Source organism: Aquabacterium sp., from assembly GCF_029946005.1.
Classification (GTDB): Bacteria; Pseudomonadota; Gammaproteobacteria; order Burkholderiales; family Burkholderiaceae_C; genus Aquabacterium.
Genome location: NZ_JAQSDR010000006.1, coordinates 17,355 through 37,965, shown reverse-complemented (window position 1 = coordinate 37,965; position 20,611 = coordinate 17,355). Strand labels below are relative to the sequence as shown.

The 20,611-nt window shown below is 55.0% G+C and carries 14 protein-coding genes and 1 pseudogene; 6 read left to right on the top strand and 9 right to left on the bottom strand.

What is annotated here, in order from left to right; translation table 11 throughout:
* Positions 1–7 precede the first annotated feature (7 nt).
* The 5 genes from PSV38_RS03265 to PSV38_RS03245 all read left to right on the top strand — a co-directional run bounded on the left by PSV38_RS03265 (position 8) and on the right by PSV38_RS03245 (position 3,638).
* Positions 8–946, top strand: coding sequence for a DUF6708 domain-containing protein (locus PSV38_RS03265; RefSeq protein WP_300544797.1), 939 nt, complete (start codon positions 8–10; stop codon positions 944–946).
* A 93-nt stretch (positions 947–1,039) separates the two neighbouring features.
* Positions 1,040–1,975: a DUF6708 domain-containing protein gene (locus PSV38_RS03260; RefSeq protein ID WP_300544795.1), complete on the top strand. Its 936-nt coding sequence runs from the start codon at positions 1,040–1,042 to the stop codon at positions 1,973–1,975.
* Between the two features lie 44 nt (positions 1,976–2,019).
* A complete protein-coding gene (locus PSV38_RS03255) occupies positions 2,020–2,193 on the top strand; it encodes a hypothetical protein (RefSeq protein ID WP_300544793.1) in 174 nt (57 codons plus the stop codon).
* Positions 2,194–2,232: 39 nt separating this feature from the next.
* A complete protein-coding gene (locus PSV38_RS03250; RefSeq protein ID WP_300544791.1) occupies positions 2,233–2,880 on the top strand; it encodes a DUF6708 domain-containing protein in 648 nt (215 codons plus the stop codon).
* A gap of 224 nt (positions 2,881–3,104) precedes the next feature.
* A complete protein-coding gene (locus tag PSV38_RS03245) occupies positions 3,105–3,638 on the top strand; it encodes a hypothetical protein (protein ID WP_300544789.1) in 534 nt (177 codons plus the stop codon).
* Between the two features lie 710 nt (positions 3,639–4,348).
* Here PSV38_RS03245 and PSV38_RS03240 read toward each other — a convergent pair.
* The 3 genes and pseudogenes from PSV38_RS03240 to PSV38_RS03230 form a co-directional block, all read right to left on the bottom strand.
* Positions 4,349–8,215, bottom strand: coding sequence for a hypothetical protein (locus PSV38_RS03240; protein ID WP_300544786.1), 3,867 nt, complete (start codon positions 8,213–8,215; stop codon positions 4,349–4,351).
* Positions 8,212–11,337 carry a hypothetical protein gene (locus tag PSV38_RS03235; protein ID WP_300544783.1) on the bottom strand — a complete coding sequence of 1,042 codons (3,126 nt, stop codon included), beginning with the start codon at positions 11,335–11,337 and terminating at the stop codon, positions 8,212–8,214. Before PSV38_RS03235 ends, PSV38_RS03240 begins: the two co-directional genes overlap by 4 nt.
* 246 nt (positions 11,338–11,583) lie before the next feature.
* Positions 11,584–12,144: pseudogene (locus tag PSV38_RS03230) on the bottom strand (DUF3387 domain-containing protein); the annotation flags it as partial.
* Between the two features lie 1,516 nt (positions 12,145–13,660).
* On the opposite strand from PSV38_RS03230, the gene PSV38_RS03225 reads away from it, so the two are divergent.
* Complete coding sequence (locus PSV38_RS03225) at positions 13,661–14,503, top strand: hypothetical protein (RefSeq protein WP_300544781.1); 843 nt, start codon at positions 13,661–13,663, stop codon at positions 14,501–14,503.
* A 41-nt stretch (positions 14,504–14,544) separates the two neighbouring features.
* Here PSV38_RS03225 and PSV38_RS03220 read toward each other — a convergent pair whose 3' ends face one another.
* The 6 genes from PSV38_RS03220 to PSV38_RS03200 form a co-directional block, all read right to left on the bottom strand.
* The gene (locus PSV38_RS03220; protein WP_300544779.1) at positions 14,545–15,693 is read right to left on the bottom strand and encodes a hypothetical protein; all 1,149 of its coding nucleotides are present in this window, start codon (positions 15,691–15,693) and stop codon (positions 14,545–14,547) included.
* Between the two features lie 116 nt (positions 15,694–15,809).
* A complete protein-coding gene (locus PSV38_RS03215) occupies positions 15,810–16,808 on the bottom strand; it encodes a CBASS cGAMP-activated phospholipase (RefSeq protein WP_300544776.1) in 999 nt (332 codons plus the stop codon).
* A gap of 185 nt (positions 16,809–16,993) precedes the next feature.
* Entirely contained in the window at positions 16,994–17,473 is a 480-nt protein-coding gene (locus tag PSV38_RS20400) for a Mov34/MPN/PAD-1 family protein (protein WP_366526634.1), read from the bottom strand.
* On the bottom strand, positions 17,461–19,077 hold the full coding sequence (locus PSV38_RS03210; RefSeq protein ID WP_300544774.1) for a ThiF family adenylyltransferase: 1,617 nt from the start codon (positions 19,075–19,077) through the stop codon (positions 17,461–17,463). Before PSV38_RS03210 ends, PSV38_RS20400 begins: the two co-directional genes overlap by 13 nt.
* 2 nt (positions 19,078–19,079) lie before the next feature.
* Positions 19,080–20,207 (bottom strand): CBASS cGAMP synthase, encoded by a 1,128-nt coding sequence (locus PSV38_RS03205; RefSeq protein WP_300544772.1) that lies wholly within the window; start codon positions 20,205–20,207, stop codon positions 19,080–19,082.
* A gap of 89 nt (positions 20,208–20,296) precedes the next feature.
* Positions 20,297–20,521, bottom strand: a complete 225-nt coding sequence (locus PSV38_RS03200) for a DUF2188 domain-containing protein (RefSeq protein WP_300544771.1) — start codon at positions 20,519–20,521, stop codon at positions 20,297–20,299.
* Positions 20,522–20,611 lie beyond the last annotated feature (90 nt).

Sequence of the window (20,611 nt, the reverse complement as noted above, 5' to 3'; positions counted from 1 at the left end):
GTTGTACATGGACTACACCGGCCTGACCACAAAGTATCCCGTCAATCGGCCGCTCACTGACGCGGAGCGCCAGAATCAATTGCGCCAGGCCGTTCACGTCGACAGCGCGCAAGCCTTCCAGCTCAGCGTGGTGCGAGTCGACGAGCAGTGCCTCGAAATTGTGGACAAATACTACGAAGGCCGCGGCGCACTGACAGCTGTGGTGCTGCTGTCAGCCAGCCTTGTACTGGTGTTCTTTGCCGCCATGCTGTCGGTGACGTTGGAGACGCCTGGCAGGCTGGCCAAGGATTGGCTGCTGTATTTCGGGCTGGCCGTGATTGCCTCTCCTTTGTTCGCGGCGTTGAGCTGGGCTCTGAGCCGCGATGCATTCACGTACACCCACTTCCCGATTCGCTTTGACCGCATGGCGCAAATGGTCCACGTGTTCCGCAGGGACGGCACCGTGTTGTCCAAACCCTGGAAAGATGTTTTCTTTTGCTTGGCCCATGGCCAGAGCAATGTGTGGAATGTCCGGGGCCATGTGTTGGCCACCGACGGACTCACGGTCCTGGAAACCTTCGCCTTGAGCGCCACTGGAGGCAACAACGACACGGGCAAGCGCGCGGTCCTGGGCTTTTGGGAAATGGTGCGCTGCTACATGGCGGAAGGTCCTCAGCAGGCCACGAAGCTGGTCACCCAGATGCTGCCCATCGAACACCAGCGCGAAACCCTTTCCTTCGGATTTCACCTCATGCATGCGCAATCAGCAGGGGCACCCAGATTGTTTGTGTTGGTCTACGGATTGCTGTGCCTGGTGTGGGCCCCGGCGCGGTGGCTGGCAATGCGCACAAGTCACATTCCAAGATGGCCGGTAGAGGTGGTCGCGTCCTTTGGCAAAACCTCCGCATCGCCCCCTGGCAGGACGAACTCGAAGGGTGGGCCTGCCGCGGGGCTGGCCAGTGGCTAATTTGCGCTTCCGAAAGGCAATGCCGTTGACTGCTCGTCAAGAGACATATTCTCAGGGCGCCAAGACACCTGTCCGCACGAACGGCCTTTGAAAATGGAATATTCAGGGCTCACCATCAAGTACCCGGTCAACAGGCCCCTCACGGACCTGGACCGCGAACGACAGCTGCATCAAAAGCGCAAGTTGGAGGTGCCGCTGATTTATCAGCTTGGTGTCATTCAAGTGGACGAAGCTGGCTTGGAACTGGTGGACAAGTATTACGCGCTCAAGGGCGCGATGACCACGGTCATGCTGGTGCCCGTCGCCATGGTCTTGTTGTTCCTGGGCGCGGTGACGGGGTTCAGCCTCACCACGCCTGGCCGCATGGTCCAGGACTGGCCCGTGCTGCTGGCGATGTACGGCATGCTCGCACCGGTGCTTTGGGTGATGAACTGGGGCTTTCGCAAGGAATCCTTTGCCTACACGCACTACCCGATTCGCTTGGACCGCATCACGCGCATGGTCCATGTGTTCAGGCTCAACGGCACGGTCTTGTCCGTGCCTTGGGACGACATCTTCTTTTGCACGGACACCGGCCAAGGCGGCGCCTGGAACATCCGTGGCCACGTGCTGGCTGAGGACCGAGTGACGGTGCTGGAGACCTTTGCCTTGAGCCCCACCGCCGGCAAGACCGCCCACCACATCATGCTCAGCTTCTGGGAAATGGTGCGCGGGTACATGGAGGACGGCCCGCAGGCAGCCATCGCGCTGGCCCAGGTGCTGCTGCCCATTGAGAAAGAGCGAGAAAGTTTTGCCTTTGGTTTTCACCGCATGCACGCGGTGGCCAGCGGTGAGTCGACCCCCCTCGTGTTGGTCTGGGGCTTCATCAGCGCCGTGTTCGCGCCAGGGCGTTGGCTGGCCATGCGCACCAGCAAGATTCCGCAGTGGCCTGCGGAGGTGGCAGCCACCTTTGGTAAAGCAGGAACACCCGAGCGCTGCCCACCGGCCGCCGTGGGCAAAAGCGGCGAGCGCTCGCCGCTAAGGACTTGACCGAGGATGAGAGGGCCCAGCTGAGCTGGCCACTTCACGAGCGCATGGAATATTCAGGCCTGACCACCAAATACCCCATCAAACGGCCCTTGACCGAGCTGGACCGCGAGCGCCAACTGCACCAGGGCAAGCCGCTGCAGGCCGAACCCGCCTATCAGCTCAGCGTCATCCGCGCCGACGACGAGTTCCTGGAGCTCACAGACAAGTTCTATGCGTGAAAGGGCATCCTCACCACCTTTGTCGCGGTCGCCAGCGCCATGCTGCTTTGGATGCTGGGCAGCATGGTGTTCATAAGCGCGACGACGCCCGGCCGCTTGGCCCAGGACTGGCCCGTCATGGTGTTCATGTTCCTGCTGGTCTCCCCTGTCGCCGTGCTTCTGTACTGGATGCTGCGCAAGGAGCTGTTCGCCTTCACGCATTACCCAATTCGCTTTGACCGGGTCACCCAGACCGTGCACGTTTTCAGGCTGGATGGCACCGTCCTCTCGGTGCCTTGGAAAGACATCTTCTTTTGCCTGGCCACGGGCCAGATGAACAACTGGAACATCCGCGGCCACGTTCTGGCGGACGACAGGATGACGGTGGTGGAGACCTTCGCGCTAGCACCGGTTGGTGCAGGTGACGTGGGACGGCAAGTGCTGCTGGGCTACTGGGAGTTTGTTCGAAGCTACATGGAAGACGGCACGGCCGGCGTGGCGCGCGCGGTGCAACTCGCCGAAATCCTGGTGCCCATCGCTCATCAGCGCGAACGCGTAATCGACGGGTTTCGGCGCATGCACGCGGAATCCTCCGGTGGGCCCGTCATCTTCATGCCGATTTTGGCCGTCGTTGGACTGGTGTTGCTGCCTGCTAGGTGGGTAGCAATTCGCTCAAGTAAGGTGCCTGAGTGGCCACCTACAGATTGAGTAGACGAAAAGCCTGCAGCGAAAGAAGGTTCGAGCATCAGGCAGATGCGGTTATTTTGAATCCATTAACCATAGGCATCCTCTAAAGCGCCAAGAGAACCGCTTGAGTAACGTTGCAGAAACGGCGTCCCATTTCAATTGTTTCAAGAAGAAGTGGTTTTCAGAAAAAATGCGCCTATTATCAATATAACCAGTTTTCAGCAGACCCTTTTTACAGGTGACTCATGCCCAAAACCGCCCTACCATCCATCCTTAAACAGTTCAATCGGCCCTACGAGGTGGACGAAGAGACCGCTGACTTCCTATTCGCCATGTATCTGCTTCTGCGGAAGGCGCCCAAGTCAATGAGCAACCACGCCAAGAAGCGGACCTTCGAAAACGCTGCCGACAGCGCTCATGCTTGGCGCGTGGTGTGTATCTCGGAAAAGGCGCTGAAGCACATCGCCGAGAACAAGAGCGCCGCAGGGCTTCGAAGAGCCCACGCCATGCCTCGTGAGGAGCGGTTTCAGCAAATCTTCGGCGAAGATGCACGGGAGTGGGGGCGCGGCGAGTTGCTTAGCTTCTTCTTTGAGCACGACACTTGCGCCCTCGTCACTGGCAAGGAGAACAATCAGCACACGACGGAGCAATGGAGCAAGCTGTATCCTGTGGAGGAGGGTATCCTTTGCAAGGGCTCGTTTGCGGTTTACGCGCGGAAGACGATTGACGTTCCCTGGGCCGAGAAGCTGTGGGAGAAGGTCCAGTCCAAGTCCCCGTAGATGAACGAAGGTTTCACGAAGAGGACTAAGGATTGGCAGGCGTACTCTGGGTTACGCACAGGCGAATAGGGGATGCTTGGAAGTGGCTTTGGGGCACAGGTATGTTCAGGTGCTTGGCTCAATGCTCAACACCGGTACGTGGACATAGCTCCTCAGCAACGGTGTTGGCAGAGCCATCAGTAGCTCAAGGTGGCGCGTTCGTGCGGCGTCCTCTGTGTGCAGTACACGCCTAGCAAATTCCAGTCACCTACGCCAATTCGCGCCAACCAGTTAAAGCGCGAGCGTCGGGTCAGCTTGACTGTCGTGATGCCTTACTAAGCCACCCTTGGCACTACCGGCCAAGGCAAGCTAATTAGCTGCGCAATTTGTTCTTGGCGGCTGGTGTGAAAATTTGGTTCAGCGGGGATGAATTTGCCATCGTTTTGCCGACGATGCGGTCCATACGCAAGGGTTTACCGAAACCCCGAATCTGGATTGTGTGCTTGCGAACCCGTGCTGACCGCACGCCTCCCCAGAGCGGTAGTCGCCTCGAAAGAACTTTTCGCACTGGCGGGTAACCAGCTCATTCCCATGGTGCCCGACACTACAGATGAAGCTCTTCTCAATGTCAGCCCGATGCTCCTCTCCCGAAGCGGATTGGCTACTGCCCAGTATTCGATGGCGGCGGGGGCCATAAAAAGCGCCGAGCGGGTCGCGGTCGCCGGCGACGTTTAGCTTGTATTTGCTAGCAGCAGCGTGTTCAAGAGGTTCAATTCATTCGACGCCATGAAATAACGGTCATCGAAAACAAGGTCCAATTTCAGTGGACTTACTTTACCAACCGCAGCAGCCCAAGGAAATGAGTCGTAGCGCGGCAGGGGGGGTATCACTGCCGAGCCGGCATTCAAAGAACGTCCAAGTGCCTCTTGCCATAACGCTTGGTCATCAAGGCGAACTGGTTGGCTGTCGACTGTGGCTTCTGGGTGCATGAAGTTGTAGTAACCAGCTGGCACGGCGACCCAGGTGTTTGGCGATTTTAATTCCTTGAGCGTACGAAATTCATTGGCTGCATCGTGTTGGTCGCGTTGAATCAGGCGCAGCAAGTTTGCGGCGGGGATACGCAGCGCTGGGGGGAACTCTCGGGTTCGGTCAATTTCATACAACTGGCCGACCAACGAACGACTGGCCTTGCTGACTTGGGTCTCGTGTCCTTCAAAAGCGAAGACCTCTTGCTTGTCAAATCCATGCCACGACTCAACGGCGACGGGACCAGAAAAGTGAAGGTGGTCGGGAATGCTCAATCCGTCCGCGGCGTGCGTCATAAGTGGTCCAATAAAACTCGTGACCAGTTCAAGTAATTCTTCGACATAGCGGCTCTTGACCATCGAACGGTCATCAGCACCTTTCTTTGCGACGCCGTGAAGTTTCGCTCTAGAAAATATCTCTTCAACATTTGCCCTTGCACGCTGAGCCAACGCAATCAGGTCGCGGTCGTTGCTCTGTAGCTTGAAGACCTCTGCCTCCTTGACAAACTCTGAGACGTACTGCGACATCAAGCTGATGAGCTCCTCAGTGCCCACAGCACCAACTGGTACCAGTGCCAGTGGCTGCTTCAATGCCGCGTCACCAGTGATGCGCGTGAAAATGGTGCCCCTGAGCATGACCAGCAATGTCATCAGGTCTAGAGACTGACGCAGCCACTGTCGTTTATCCATCGAGGTTTCTGAGATGATGAAGTCGTCCACGAGCATGACCAAATGCCTCGGCACGCTGTCCCCCGACTGCCAAGCGCCTTGCTTGTTCCGGTACATGCCGCGGCCCCTGTAGATGAGCTGTGCGATTTCCATCAACGCCGATTCGATATTGAAGCGGGGCACGCTTGCAATAATCCAGTCCGTGAGAGGGAAAGAGACGCCTCGGGCCCCCGATGAAGTCATAAGAAAGACGCGGACTTCGTCACGATTTTCTGGTTCCAACAACTGCTTTCGCTTCCAACCTGGTATTGAAGAGTCCAGTACTTGAACGTTGGCTTTATCCAACCCCGCGCTTGACTCGCTACACAAGGCGCCTTTGACTGTTCTGAGAAATAGCTTGTCTTGGGCGAAGTAGATGACTTGCTTCGCTCCAGCGCTCAATGCTTTGAATATTTGAGAGCATGCGCCATTGACCAAGGCTTCTTCCGCCGCCTTGCGAATAGCTTCCCTGGGTGTCTGAAGCTCACCAATGTTCTTGGTGCTTTGCTCAAGCTGTACCGCCGTCAGCCGAACCCGATAATGCAGATGGAGTTCACTGGCAGGGTAGCTATTCGTCATGACGTGGAGCGTGTCACGCTTCGCTTGACCAATTTTGATTCGAGTTGCGGCAAGGCGGAAGGGGCGCATGCCACTGGACTTTGACACCAGCACCTTGTCCGGGGTTCGGTCGCCAGCATTTAAATATCGGTCAAGAACTATTTCGTTGCCAAGCGATGCATCTGAAACCACGAGGGTGACCGTGAACGGGCTGGGTTCATCTTCAAAGCAGTCGATGAACTCATTGTTCAGCCACGTGGCGATGGTGTGAACAAATCGTGCTCCGGCGCCATCTCCTGCAAGTTCGTCCACCATCACCACAATGGTTGGCATGCGTCTAGCAAAATGGCGTCTTTCGTTGCGCCCAGCTTGCGTGGATGCCTTGTTAATGAAAAGACTGGATAACGCATCAACAGTGGTCTTGGAATTTTCGCGTTCGCGAAACCCTTGAAGTGCTGCTGTAAGCACAATACGGTTGACAGTTGGATTCAGCTCCAAAAGTTCACGCGCGGTGGATGACATGCATTTAAGTACGCCCATCAACGGACGGTCTTTAACCAAGTCTTCGTGCTCCGACAGGGTGTCCTTATGCAACTTATTTCCTGCGTGCTCGGAATCAATCTTTTCTTCATCCGCAGGGTCCAGCACGAGCACGGCACCTCGCGGCTTGTTTAGGTTTGGTACACCATCTGCCACGACCGCGCCTTCGATATGCCTCTTTGTATCCAGCCCTAACGCCACTTGGGCCAAGTGCCACCGCTCGGCGGCTGCAATGAGCTGCGCGTTGGTCGTCACAGTCAAAATGCCAGTGAGTGACTTGTCTTCGTTTCGAGCTAAGCTTTCCGTCACGTCGCGGTTGATAACCACCCGAGGGCTGACGTACAAGAACAGATAGCCGTCTTGCTTCTTGCCCAAATGAGTTCTTATTGCAGTCGTCTTGCCGATTCCGGGGTTGCCCTCCAAAGCAAGTACGTTTAGCTTTCCTTGCCTGCCACACTGCATCCCTGCAACAATGGCGGCGGCATGCATGTCTCTCAACGACAGCACGGAGCTTCCCTTTGCGAAATCAAGCATCGCCCTTCCGACGGCTGCCTTTGCGGACTGGCCAAAATAAGCTCGCAGTCCTTCTTCTTCGTCGACCAATTTAATGGCATCTTCAAGCGTGAACTTGTCGGTGGGATTGGCGAATTCCGGTACTGTCTCTGAAAATTCAAAAACATAGTCTTCGCCAGGCTGGGGCATGGCCCGCAGCGACTTCATGCCATCTCGCAGATGTTCCGGCAATTTATTGACTACGCCTTTGAATACGCGAGCAATCTGCCCATCCAGTCCCGCTTCATCGCCATCTGCAATTTTGGCTGTGTCTCGGTAGGCGGCTCCCAGCTGAGCCATCAAAGTACATCTTGGCTCCGGCGCCTCGTCCAACGCAAATCGAGCTGCAAGGCTCTCAAGTCCATTAGGAGTGATGGCTAACGCACGTGCCACGCATGGCCGGACCATTAATCCTCGACGCTGCAGCAGAGCAAGTGTTGACTCTGCATACGAGCAGGCCTGGCACAACTTATAGAAAGGTTTGTTCTCCGACGTGAGTGCGCCAAGGTAGTTTTTAATATCTTCAGATAATTCGAATGCCTCGCCATCAACCTCCGCTGCCACACGCGCAAATACACTGCGTGAATCCACGGTTCGCCGATGGCGAGTCAACTCGTCGAGATGTGCGCCTTGCTCTCGGAAGTCACCCATTGATGGCGGCATGTCGTACGAATATTCCTGCACAAGCAGGTGGTCCTCCTTGCTTCCCGCAGTAAGCCAAAGCACGAAGTCAGCGTTGGCTGGTTGACCCTTTCGTGACCAATCTGGGTCGTTGGCACCAGTCAGGGCTAGCTCCTTGTAAAAGGCTTCACGTGTCTCTGTCCTTGCGGACTGCTCAAGAGTCGACTCGCCGGGAAGCATGAGCGGGCACCATAGCGCCCTGACCTCCAACGCATCCGGATTCTTCCTAAACTTGTCGCGGACAGCTTGCACGTATGCACGCGTCGCGGTGTAGCCGACACCGTAAGCGGTTAAAGCTAAGTGGCTAACTGCGGCTTTGACCACGTCGCGTGCCGATTCGTCCAGAATGTGAAGCTCATCACTTAAAGCGCGGGAAACGTCTAGCAACCGAGTCTCGCGCCAGCGCTCCAGACCGGGCCGGTCCCGAGTTATGAGCCCATGTTCAATGAGGCATGCAATCACGCCTCGTTTGACCAGTACCTCATAAGCTTGCCCCCAAAGCACGGCCTGCTGATGAAAACTCAAGTCCGTCATTCCGCTTCCTTATGGAGTACTTTCGTGACGTGAGCAAGCACAGCCGGCAAGGACAATAAAACAGAGCCGGACCTTCGGCGAGTGATGACCTCAATTTCTCCTGAGGCAGAGCGTTTGTCTGGGTTTACCCATCCGAATGGGTCGAGCACCGGTAATAGCACGGGAGTGGCCTTCGAGGGAGACTTCTCGCTTTCCATGAAGTGGATGGCTCTCAGCACGCTGACGAGTGACTTGCGCACCTCGGCTGCTTCTGCGCCTATGCCAAGAATATTTTGGCGAACTGTTTCACGTACTTCGACGTCCGTGATTCGTTGCTCCGCATCGAAGAAGTATGTGCAAAAACCGGATTGAGGGCGGCCCTTTTCCTCACCCACCACTGCCAGTGTTGCGAACGTATAGACCGGCATGATGCTGCGAAGGACATCGGTTGAAACCGCATCGTACATTTGCTGATGGTCTTTGAAGTTGACTACTTCAAATGCACTTTCTGAGCCACCTCGCCTGCGAAGGCGTGTTGCTGGGAATACGTCGCGTCGCAAGGTGTAGAGCAGCATTTCAGGGAAACGCTGCACCGCTGAATCAAGAAATTCCAGGGTGCCGTGCGGAGCATGGCGCTCGGCGGCCCGTCCAATGTGCCGGTTGCCAAAGTGGTGTGACAACAGCATCACGTGCTTGAAGCCAGCATCATGCAAGCGCGCAATTTCTTCGAGAATGGGTTGTGGATTCTTGAAGTCTTTGCGGTTCTCAACTAAGCGTGAGCGCATGCGCAACGCCTTGAGTTTTGAACCGTTCTCGCCGCGCTCCGCGACGTAAGTTCGACTCAGGAATAAATACCCGTCGGCGTCGGCGTGAGTAGGGTGCGAATCGCAAGGCCTTGTGACGTAGGTTACAAGTGCGACCCTATCGAGGGTTCCCTCCAACTTGAATTTAAGGGCCTGCCCGCCGAGCAGCGCGTGCAAAGCGCCCCGGCGCTTCCAACGCAAGGTGTCAGCCTTGCCGTCGGCTATGGTTGTGACGCCTTGAAGTTTGACAAATCCTTCGCGCGCAAGCGCCTTCTCGACTGCCTTACTCGCGGCGTAGACGGCTGTATTGGCGTCATCCGCATCTGCAATTCGGTCATGCTGGCGACCAGTGTGCTGTAGGCGAATCAGTGCAATTCCGAGGTCTGGCTTGCTCGCGCGTATTCGTCTTTGGAGTTCCCACAGCGTGATATAGGTCAGGATGGAGAATGCGGCGACCGAGGCTGCGCGAAATTGCTCAGACCGAGCCCTTTCATGGTCGTCCCTTGCGCGCTTCACACCAAGTAGCGAAAGGTCGTATTGCAGCTCTACGCCGACCTTTGCGTCGAATGGCTCAACATTGGCGATGTCGGGTAGCCACGTTTGGTCCCCTTTGTGCCACCTGAACGGGATAAATCGAACAGGCAAGACAGGCGCGCTCAGGTCTCGCTCCATTGCGGCAGCGACAGGTTCTCCCGCCGCTGCCAACGACCGCTCCTTGAGCTCTGTTTTGACGAAGTACGACGCTATGCCGCCTTGGACCAACGCGTCGTCGGAAATCGTCAGATGATTGAACCATTCCGTTGAGTTGTCCCCCGCCTTTGCCTTAACCAGGATGTCGGTTTTGGCTCCGATTGAATCCACGGCCTCCCAGTTGACGATTCCTCTGTGGATAGATACGGTGAACTTGTCTGAGGCGGCATTGGCCAGGGCCACCACTTTATTCACCTTGCTTTTGAGAAGCTCGATGAGTTCGTCGGCCAGACTGTCAATGACGTTCGTCCTTGCCTTCAATGATGTGTGCACTTTTCGCAAGGTTTCGACCGGGTTAGCTTTTAGCTCAAACGCAATGCGTTTTGCTTCGGCGACAATATCCAAACAGCCCGGATGCTCTAACGAGTTTGGCGTGACCAGATGCAAAAAGATGAGTTCTGCGATGTCTCGCCGCACGCGACGCTCTGTGTTGATGTCGATAAACAGTTGGTCATGTAGCTTGTCAAGGCGGGTATCGAATGCCGACTTGCCCGTCATGGGGTTGTCGCCGTTGATGCGGAAACGGTAGGAGACCTCACGCACGGTGGCAAAGCCCTTTGTGGGCTCGGTGCGCGTTTCGAAGAGCTGCACCGACCATTGCGCCCAAACTGGTAGGCAGGTATAGAACATTGACTTGCGCAGGTGCTCTGCAATATCTGATGTATTCGCCTGCCCATAGACGGTTGAGGTGTCTAGCATCAGAGCCTCTCCGCCGACGCCACCAAACAACTCGTAGCACTGGCGCACACGTTCGACGTAGGCCTTAAACCCATTCTTCGTCGATTGGGAAGCGAGGGCGCCCATCAACCGCATGGTGACCTGCAACCTGACCCTTGATAGCGCTTGGTCGTCTAAGAAGTCGAGGAACTCCCGAATCTGACTTCCCGGGCGGTTGCGCTGAGCCTTGATGGCTGCCAGCGTTTCCTCTACCTCGTCATCGAGACCGTCTTTGCGAAGTTTGTGGGCAATGCCCTGGCACATCAGGTCAAGGCCATCTCGTCCATCTACCGTTTCAATCGCGGTAAGTACTCGACCAATATCCTTGCTTCGTTCTTCATTCCGCCTGTCGTTCGATGCGAAAGCTACAGGAACCATTGAAGCGGTCTTTGGTAGATTGGGTGCGCTTTCGCCAATAGAGTCAGCGTATAGCTTGAGGGCGGCGTCCATCGAAGGCAATGCGAACGAGCCAACGTCTAAGTCTTTCAACGCTGCATCGAGCGTAGTGTTTATCTCGGCATGCAACTTAGCTATCGCTTTGGACGCTGCGCCCTCGGTAGCCTGGGTCAGGCGCCCCCCAGTCCGGGCAGTTAGACCTTTGAGCGGAATATCCATGTCGCGCATGAACCCGGTATCTGCTCCGGGCGCAAATGCGGTTTGAAACGCATCTGTTTGGACAAGACGTGCCAACGGCGCACGCAGGTTGATTAGAACTTTTTGTCCTGCAACGCTGACAAATGGGAGCGCGCTTGGTCCAGCAGTATCTGGAGTCACTGCGTTGACTAAAAGCTCAACGAGCTTTGCCAGTTGCAAGGAAGGAGTAATGGCGCGAGCGGATACGCTTGAGCCGCCCTTGGATGGGTATGCTGTCATGGTCGAGTCCTTTCATGGCAGGGGATGCCACTTCACACACCAAGCAGACCTTGCTCGGAGGTGGATTACGGATGCTTATGAGCGTAGTTTAGTTTGTTGCGTCCATTCTGTGCATACAGGTTATAGTTATCCACAAATTTGGTGCCAAATCGAGCTGCAGCATCAAATCGGGGCGCGCGGGGAAAAGGTCGCAAAGTTTCGAGAACGTAGTTGAGCGCTGGCTGAAGGCGCTTAAGCAACGGCTTCTTAACTCCATTCCTCGCCCAGCGCTTCAGCCTGCTGAAGCACCAACTCCACAGCTGAATCGGCAAGGTCAGGTGGGTACTTGTATTTACGCAACACCCGCTTGACCATCAGGCGCAAACTGGCGCGAACGCTTTCACGCTGCGACCAGTCCACCGTGATGTTTTTCCGCAGGTTCTCCGTCAGCTCATGCGCATTTCTCTTCAAGGTCTCATCGGTCAGCTCCTTGACCGCCGACTCATTGTTGGCCAGCGCGTCATAAAACTTGACCTCGTCATCCGTCAATCCCAGTTGCTCGCCACGGCTTGCCGCCGCTTTGAACTTCTTGGCCATCTCCACCAGCTCCTCCATGACCTGTGCAGTTTCAATGCTTCGGTTTTGATACCGAGCGATGACCCCGCTTAGCAGTTCAGAGAATTTGCGCTCTTGAACCACATTTGTGGCGAACTTGCTCTTGATTTCGCCTTCCAGAAGGCGCTCCAGCAATTCGACCGCTAGGTTGCGTTCTGGCAGGTTCTGAACCTGAGCAAGGAACTCGTCGTCCAGCAGACATATGCCAGGCTTAAGAGGCTCGGTGACCAGCAACTCGGCCTTTTTGTCATGCTGCCCGCCAAGGACAGCATGCCCCGGCGGAGTTTGATAGGTTAGAGAACATTCTTGGGGACCAGAGTTGGAGCCTGGAGCAGCAGGGATTCCGAGTTGCAGCACATGCTTCTCCCGAGTTGCTCGCGAAGGAGGTGTGGGACTGGGCAGGGAGCAGCGCTTAGTGACTGCCCAGGGAGAGCAGGATTTGGTGAGATTCGCTGCCGCCTGCCGCCGCGGGCTCGAAAGCTTGGCCGGCCAGCGAAGCTCAATATTTAGTGGATTCCCCAAGGGTTCCTGCGGCCCGGCTGCCGAGCTTGTTGGCAGACTCCTCGAAGAGCGCTTTGGGCTAAAGGGCACTATGTCTGTGCTTTCGGTCACCCTTACTTGGCAATGAACCAAACTCACGCTTGGTTCGAGGTCGGTGTCCAACTCATAGACATTACGCACGACCAATTCCGAGGCACCGATGTCAAAGGTTGGGTGCTGCTTGCAAGCAATGCTTGGCATGCCGCCTTCGCCGAAATCGAGCGGAGAGCGGGGTTCTGTGCGCCTTCAGGGTGGCCTTCATATCCCCACGACGGATACGCGGCGATTGTTGACGAGCTGGCAACCATCGGACGGTGTGGCTAGTCCTAGGGATTACCAGAATTTTGGCTGTGCTTACCAAAATTCCGTGGTCCCGACAGGTGCGCTGCTCATCTCGAGCTTGATTCACTTTATGCGGAACTAATGAAGGTATCTAGTCGAGATAGTGAACGGCAGATGAGGCACCTGAGGACCGCGGGTGGACTTCGACTTTATCGCCGCAACCCCAATGCTCACTCCATTGGATAGGTTCCAATCATGCGCTGTGCGCCCGTCAATCAACGGGAGCGCATGTACTTGTAGATGTCCCCGGGGTAGTTCAACCCTCTTCGACAACGACTCATGACCTTTGAGCTGTCCTTTCACATAGCCATGCGCACAACCTCGGTTGTAGAGCAACCTGAATGATTGCCCTTCTTTAGTTTTTTTGCATTTACGATAAGCCTTTTTTATGCCCATAACTATGAAGCTGCCCTATGTCGCTGTCTTTTTCTGCGCGCTCGCTGTTGCCTCTTGCAGCCAACATAGGGAACTTAGCCTCTCTGACAAAGCTGCACAGGGCTTGCGGATTCACGTTGAGAATGGGGCAGCAACCCTCTTGCGCGGAGCGGATGCACCTCTGCAATACACAGAGGTTGACTTGAATAACATCTTCTCGGGAGCTATGAAATTCAAGGCTGTAGATGCTTCGAAGGCTCCACTTGCATTCACTCTTAACCCCAACGGCCCGAATATGTACATTTGCGACGGTTGCGCATCTGCTCAGGTGAACTTGAGCATTGTCCAAAAGTAGATGGTGCCGTTGCTTTGCCAATTGCAGGCAAAGGGCGTTGAGTGCCATTCAGTCGGCAACAGGCACTCGGAATAAACCACACTCTCTACAAGTTTCATGTTCTTGGCGGAGCCAGAGATGAAACGAACGTTGGTTGCAATCGGAGTGGCCCTCCTCCTGCTTGTTGGTGCGAATGGCTGTCACCGAGAGCCAGAGCTTGATGACATCGTCAAGCTTGAGTTTCGCTCGCCAGAGCGCTTAGACATTCAAATTGTCGAAGGACGGTACAAGGCATGGTTGGACCTTGCCGGTGCATCCCGGGCTTTGCAGCACTCCATTGCGCGTACATGCATCTCAGGAGCGCTATCCGTCCATGAAACTGTTGAGCCGTGGCCGGTTGGAGGCGACTTGGCCGACACCGAAGAGAAAACGGCTGCGATGTATGTAAAAGCACCTTCTGGACGGGCCTACACAATGTTCGCAACCACCGCTCCTAGTGGGAGGAGTGGGCGAATTCAGTTGCTAGCTAAGAATTCGGGAGCCGTTGAGCAAGCCCCAATCTCGTGTGGTCCTCCAGAAAAAATTCCGACACTGCTTCGTGAACGCCTAGGCATACTGATTCAAACCGGAGTGTATAGCTCGGTCCGCTTACTTCAGGGGATGCCCAACGCGGAATCTTCCGACCGTCAGCTTCAGTCCTTCAGTGCCTTAGGACGATTTTCTTCCCATGACAAGTTTGAGTCTGAGTGGAAATCGTGGAACGCGCTTCTCGCTGTGACGGGGAACCCGGCTGCAAGCAATGTGCACTGGAAAGGTCATCGTGCTGCCGACGGCTTACAAGACTTTCGCATGACTACCTACGTCTTTATCGACCCTTCTACAGATAGAACCGTCGATGTTTCTTTAAGTGCAAAAGTAAAGCATCAGACAGATTTTTCAGAGCCGCCTTATGCAATAAGTGTCCAGCTAATCGTTGAGTAGGTCTCATTGCTAGGCAGTTAATTTGATATCGATTTTTCCCGCTAGACGATTGGTTGACCGAACGGTCCATAGTAAGAGCCGCCATCGACTGCCAGTTGCAGACGTTTAACGCGTTGGGTTGATGGGTCAAGGCTGGATGTACATTCCTGGGCCGTTTGCATCCAAGCTTGCATAGCTTCTGCGTTGTGATTTTTTGGTTCGGCAGCAAGTAGTGCTTCGATGTGTGCGACGTAATCGGTGACCAGCTGAAAGTTCTGCCATGCATTGGCCTCCGCCAACAACCTCGACCTGAACTGATTGAAGTGTCTTGCTTTGGTCTCCGCCTCTTGCCTGAGCCGTGCCTCCTCCGCCCAGCGCTTTTGCTCAGCGTCCCTCTCATCTCTGAGTTCTCTTATGGCTCGAGCTGCGTTCTGAACCCCGATGGCGACTTCGTCGAGCTTGCCTTCCAGGAGGCTCTTCTTGCCGTCAGACCAAGTTCGTCTCCCCCTGTAGTCAGCCTCAAGCGTGAGTGTCAGTTCCCCCGGAAATTGATATGTATAGGTGAGGGGGGTGTACCACGGGGAGTCGGGTTTGGGCTCTAGGTGCTCGGTCCTCTTGTACCGCTCGGTCAACGTAAGCTGCATTTGCTCCCCCTCCATTTCGAGCATCAGCTTCCCCGATTTGACGTCTGGCTTCCAGTCGCCGCCGACATTGGTCAGCGTCCGTTCAATGGCATCTAAAAGCGGTATAGCCCGGTCCCAGGTGCCTTGAGAGATGATGCATGTGAAAGCCTTGGCGGTCTCGCAGCGAAGGAAGCCGGATGAGTTCGCTTTGACTTTCTTCAATGCAGCATGAGTGGCGCGGCTGTATGTGGCAAGCCTATCCGAGTCATCTGTTGAAGCGATTTGAACGACCGGTGCAACCAGTTCTGCACTGACGGCTGCAACTCGTTTGAAGGACGCCGGCTGCATTCGATGAACATGAGCCTCAAGTCTGATAACAACGTCCTCACCTTGTGGAAGAGGCGTTGGCGGCGGTGCTTTTCCGTGGGCAACTTTGGCCCAATAGCCGGCCCGTGGGGTAGGTATGTTGTTCTTCCTGCAAGTCTTGGCCAGGCCCACGTCAGAGATGTCGAATTCTTTGGCTAGCCGCGTCATCGGAGCTTGCCAAACTTTTGCGTAGAGCTCGCTTCGCTTGATGTTTGTCTTCAAGGCAGTCCTCCTTGTCATGGGTCTTCATGCAAGCCAAGCCGCCGATGGGCACAGTCGGCAACGTGGGGTGTCATGAGCTCGCAAAGTCCTAGTCATGTCGGCAAAAAAAATTGCCTTCAGCCTTCCTTAAATAACTTGAGTTGAGGTTCGTGCTTAAGGTATTCCTGTAAGGAAGAGCCAAGGACATCAGAAATGGATTTAGTGGCAAGCGCTATAAGCGTCCGTTTTGCAGCATCAGTGGCCACATCCAGGCCCAGGTCCTTAGCCTGCTCGTGGGATGGCTCGGCGTCCACTCTCAAATAGTTTGGCCCAAGCTTGTGCTTCATCAATTGGTCAACAAGTTGCTGTTGAGAGGCAATGGTGACAGAGAAGAGACGTTGGTCTTGCATCCAATCTTGAATGCCAAAGTTGCGCCCAGCACCAAACGACACCGAGTAATTCTTCGTGGTTGTTCCAACACTAAGGAGCCTTATTGCTCCAGGCTCCACGCCTAAAAAGTGCTCGGCCTCATGGGTGGCGAGTAAGTCAGGGGCATTTGCAAAAAGACCTCCGTCGGCATACAGATGCCCATCGACTTCTGCCAACTCAAAGAACGTTGGCGCAGCAGAGGTCGCTAGGGCAACATCCACTGCCTTATATTTTGAATCACGAGTCCACTCGCGCTTGTAGCGAGTCTTGAACAGCTGGGGCTGTCCTTTCGTAACGTTTACGGCTGGAATGGCGACCGCGTGCAGCGCATCGTTCAGTGTGGTGTCGGAGCCGAGAATCCTCGCGACTACCGCCCGAAGGTTTTCAGACTGATAGCGAGCTCGATTTCGATGAGCCCAAAAGTCTTGCGCTTTTCCAATCCAATTTGTTGGCTTTTCCTTGGGAGGAAATATGGTTGTACCAGATGCTTCAAATTCGCACACGACCTTGCTCATCGGTATCTCGAAAGCTACTGCCAACGCAATGATGCCGCCAATGGAAGTACCACATGTCAAATCGAACCGACGTCCGATGGGCTCTCCTAAATGGTCCTCAATTGCTTGTAAGGCACGCGCAGTGAACAGACCTCGATAGCCCCCCCCGGTCAAAGCAAGTGCCTGAAAGGGCCTGTCTTTATTCCAATCCATCAGTTCCTCCGTTCATTAGTCAGATGTTCTGAGGCTCAAACGCCTCGGCTTTTCTAGAACCTCGCCTGCTTGGCGCCTTGCCTTGCCTTGCCTTGAGATGCAAGATTGAACGTACTTGCAAGCAGCCTCCCGCTGGCATTCAAAAACAGGAAGGTTGGAAACCTCATCGCGTTAAGAGCTGATGGCTAGCCAGGAATAGAGGCCAGCTTCTCAATGGCCCCATTCTTAAAGGCCAGGCTGACAAACAAGCTTGCGCTTCCTACGATGACGCAAAGCGATGGACGACCATCCTGTCGCTGGCAGGCAAGCTTGGCCCACTCTTTCCGGTCGATATTGGATGGAATTGGAGACTCTTCGGGATGTGTGTGCCAGTCCCCCAGATATCGCACGGTCCCACAGCTTTTTCTCCATCGAAGGGATGCCATTCCCTGATGATTTCTTGTACTTCGCTCAAACCGAAAACGTGACCGCCTGTCGTGCGGCGTTGGCTGGGTCGCCTCACTGACAAGCATATGTTGACCATGAACAGTCCCCATCAAAATTCCGCCAGCCTCATAACCAGCTTGACGGTCTTGGACGTAAGTTTGAAAAACGGCAATGACCGCATCAGAAAAGCTAAGCAAGACCCTGCGGTCCAATGCAGACCAAGAGCTCACGTACAGCATGCTGGGCAGTCCGCGTTTGCAAGTGGGTCGCAGTCCGGTGTTGCTAATGTTCTGGTTTGGTCGATTACGCGTGTTCGCAAAGCCGGTGCTGGTTCTTCGCTACACCAAGCCTGGACCATTTCTGCAGCAAGGCTTGCTGCCTGCACGGATACGGAGGCGGGAAATGGGACGTAAAGACCTTCACAACCGTTTCCTGCCATAAGCGGCTCTACTGGCTCTTCGGTAGCGAGCAAGGCACCTTCACGATTCGCGTCGCAAAGGCATCTGAAGCATGCGCTCCTATTCGATGCCTTTAAAAGCCCGCGTACGGCTGAACCAGGCCCTTCTATCCAAACTGTGAGAGTTGGTTGTTCCCTCGCATACCGGCAAAGCCAGTGCCCAAGGGCTTCCTCCCCTGTCGCATTGACTAACAGGTCAACGCCACGCAGTTCGACATGGCGAACGTCCTCTACAACTCCGCTGATTTTGCATCCCGGCGAAACACCGGTGAGTTCTTCGCTCAAGGCGTCGGCCTTGTGTTTGAACAAGTGAGAAAACCCAAGACGATGCCGTCCTAGATTCTGCGGGAAAAGATAGTCGGGGTCGACCACGATGAGTTGCCCTCCGGAAGTACCGGCTCCCGCCTTTACGAGCATTTCTGCCAGGTAACCGCCTATGGTGCCCGCGCCTACAAGAACAATTTTTTTGCCTGCAAGGGTGCGTACCCCAGGCGTATTTCTTTCGGCAACATAGCAGTCATCGATACGTACCCCTTCAAGCCTGAATAGGCGACGTTCGTATAGCCAACTCTTGTTCCTAAGTATTCTTTTACCGGAGACTGCTGAGTCTCGAAATAGTACGCCGACGCAATATCTCACCAACGGAGAGTGAACCATCAATACGACGCCTGGCGCACCATTTTGAAGTGCCTTCAACATCTTCCGTTCAAGGGCCTTGCGGCAGTTCACGTCCAAGCCGCCTTGCCAGTTCAAGAATTGACCAACGGTCTTTGGCGGCCAAACATCAAGATTGGGACGAGGTTTTATGCCCGTGCTAACGCAGAAGGCTGGCCAGGGAGCCTGCTTCCCGCCGCGTTTGATGGCTTGAAGTTTTCTCAACGTTCTTTGGTAGTCGTCGGTAATGGCTCCAAAAACTCCGGACTCAGACGGGGTCATCACTACAGCCTGCAGTTCTGCGTGGACATCCTGAATGTCTAGGAGACAGAGCTCACCACCCCAATAGACTTGAAACTCTTCCTCCAAATCTTCAAGGTACTTACCTTCCAACGCCCCGTTAAGAACGCGCTCGGCTTGAGCCAAGCATGCAAGAGTCTGTCCCACCGGGTCGAACACATCCACGACCATTGCCCCCGCTGCGAGGTAGCAAAGTGTTCCATCATGACCAAGGTGCGGCGTAATCTTCCGCTTAATGACAGCCGCAGGCGAAATCAGTTTGATGTATGGGATGACGAAGAAGTCAGGGTCAAGTCCTAGTTCGCATTGAACATCTCTGCCGCCAACTCGGAGAGGTCCTTCAAAGACAAGACGACCCGTCACTGCCCTGCCTTTGAAAGCGAAACCTCTTACCCGCAGTGCGTCATAGACATTGGATGTTTCCTCAGACAAGCTCAGCCCGCCTTCGTTCGAGGCACGATTTCATGAGATGCAGCCACGGCTGGCGCAGCGGCAATAGTCGCTGCCACGGAGACAATCTTTACCAAGTCAGGGCGATTGGGAAATCTGGCGCCGAAGGCTTGATGCATCCAGGTGCAGGCTTGGCTGGAGCTTCCCGCATCTATTGCGCCTCGGAGAAGTCGCTCAAGAGCCTCAAATGCCTTAGCAGCCTCTTCCACATTGGCTGCCCCCAATCGCGTGGTCAATGGTGTCTCTGTCTGGTCGACTGGGCTATTAACTCCCTTTCGCAAAATTGCGGGTAATTGAGCTACGACCTCCAATAGGGCAGTGTCATCACGCCCATGATTTTTAAGAAACACCGGTTCCGCAGCCGCCATCAACAATATCGACGAAGGCCCGCCTTCCGCCCAGCGGCTGTCTCGGTAGGCCTTGAGATAGCGAATGATGCGTCGGAGTTGCCCACCACGAACTGCGACAGCGGTCTCAAACCAGTCGTTTACAGCGCGAGGGTCAGACTTAATCCAATCTTCCGTTCGATGCGCCAAGAGAACTTTGTCGCGGGGCAAGGCTGCCCAATTGTCGCGCTTCTTGTTGACCACCGCGCTGTCTGCCGCATGGGCTCGCATGTTTGCCTTGAGCAACTCGAACTCAGCATCGGGAATGGCATAGAGCGGTACATCAATGTGGGCAACGGGACTGAGCCCAACTCTTACGCAGGTCGGCTTTTGCGACAGCGCCCAGCCATGCATTTTTACCAGAGGCATCAAGGCAGCCTCCACGGCGGTGAAGAAGACGTTTGATGCAACACTCGGTCGTGAAGTCTGTGACACAAAGCTCATAGGCAGATAGCAGCCGTCATCCAAGTCTGCTTGCTGAGGCTTCTGCGCCGGTGCATTCAACGTCTTATAGGCCCACGAGCCCTGCGTGTAGAAGCGAGGTATTGGTGGCACTCCCTGATAGCCGCCACGCGTGAGCATCCTTGGAATCTCCACTCGCAGGCAATTGCGAATCAGCGCTCTAGCACTCGAAAGGGCTAGGCGCTCACGCTCCGTCAAATCCAGCTTTGCGTGAAAGCAGCCGGAGTCTTCATCCGAGAAAAACAATTGACTAAGGTTGAGCATTTGGATTCACTTCAATGGCGTTTCATTGCCGCAAATAACGTCGCCTCTCCAGCGAGCAGTAACACGCCGCAAGCGGGCGACGCCAACACTTAGCCTTTTGGAGGATAGGAGTCGTGACCGTGACTGTCCTTGTCGCGAATTTGACCGTTTGGTCGATGAATGACCAGTTCTGACTGCTGGTTTTGCGAGATGCGCCTAGCTGCATCAGTGGCTTCCCTCTGCGTGTCATGGACAGAAGTTGCGCGGGAATTGCCTTCTCCCTTGACGGCCCAGCCATCTGGATGAGGGACAACATGCTGGTTTTTTCCGGTCATAAGACCTCCTGAGTGAACGATACGTAATATTAAAAGAACGATTTCTCGTTGTCAACTGTAACGAACGATTTGTTCTAAGAGTAGAATCCA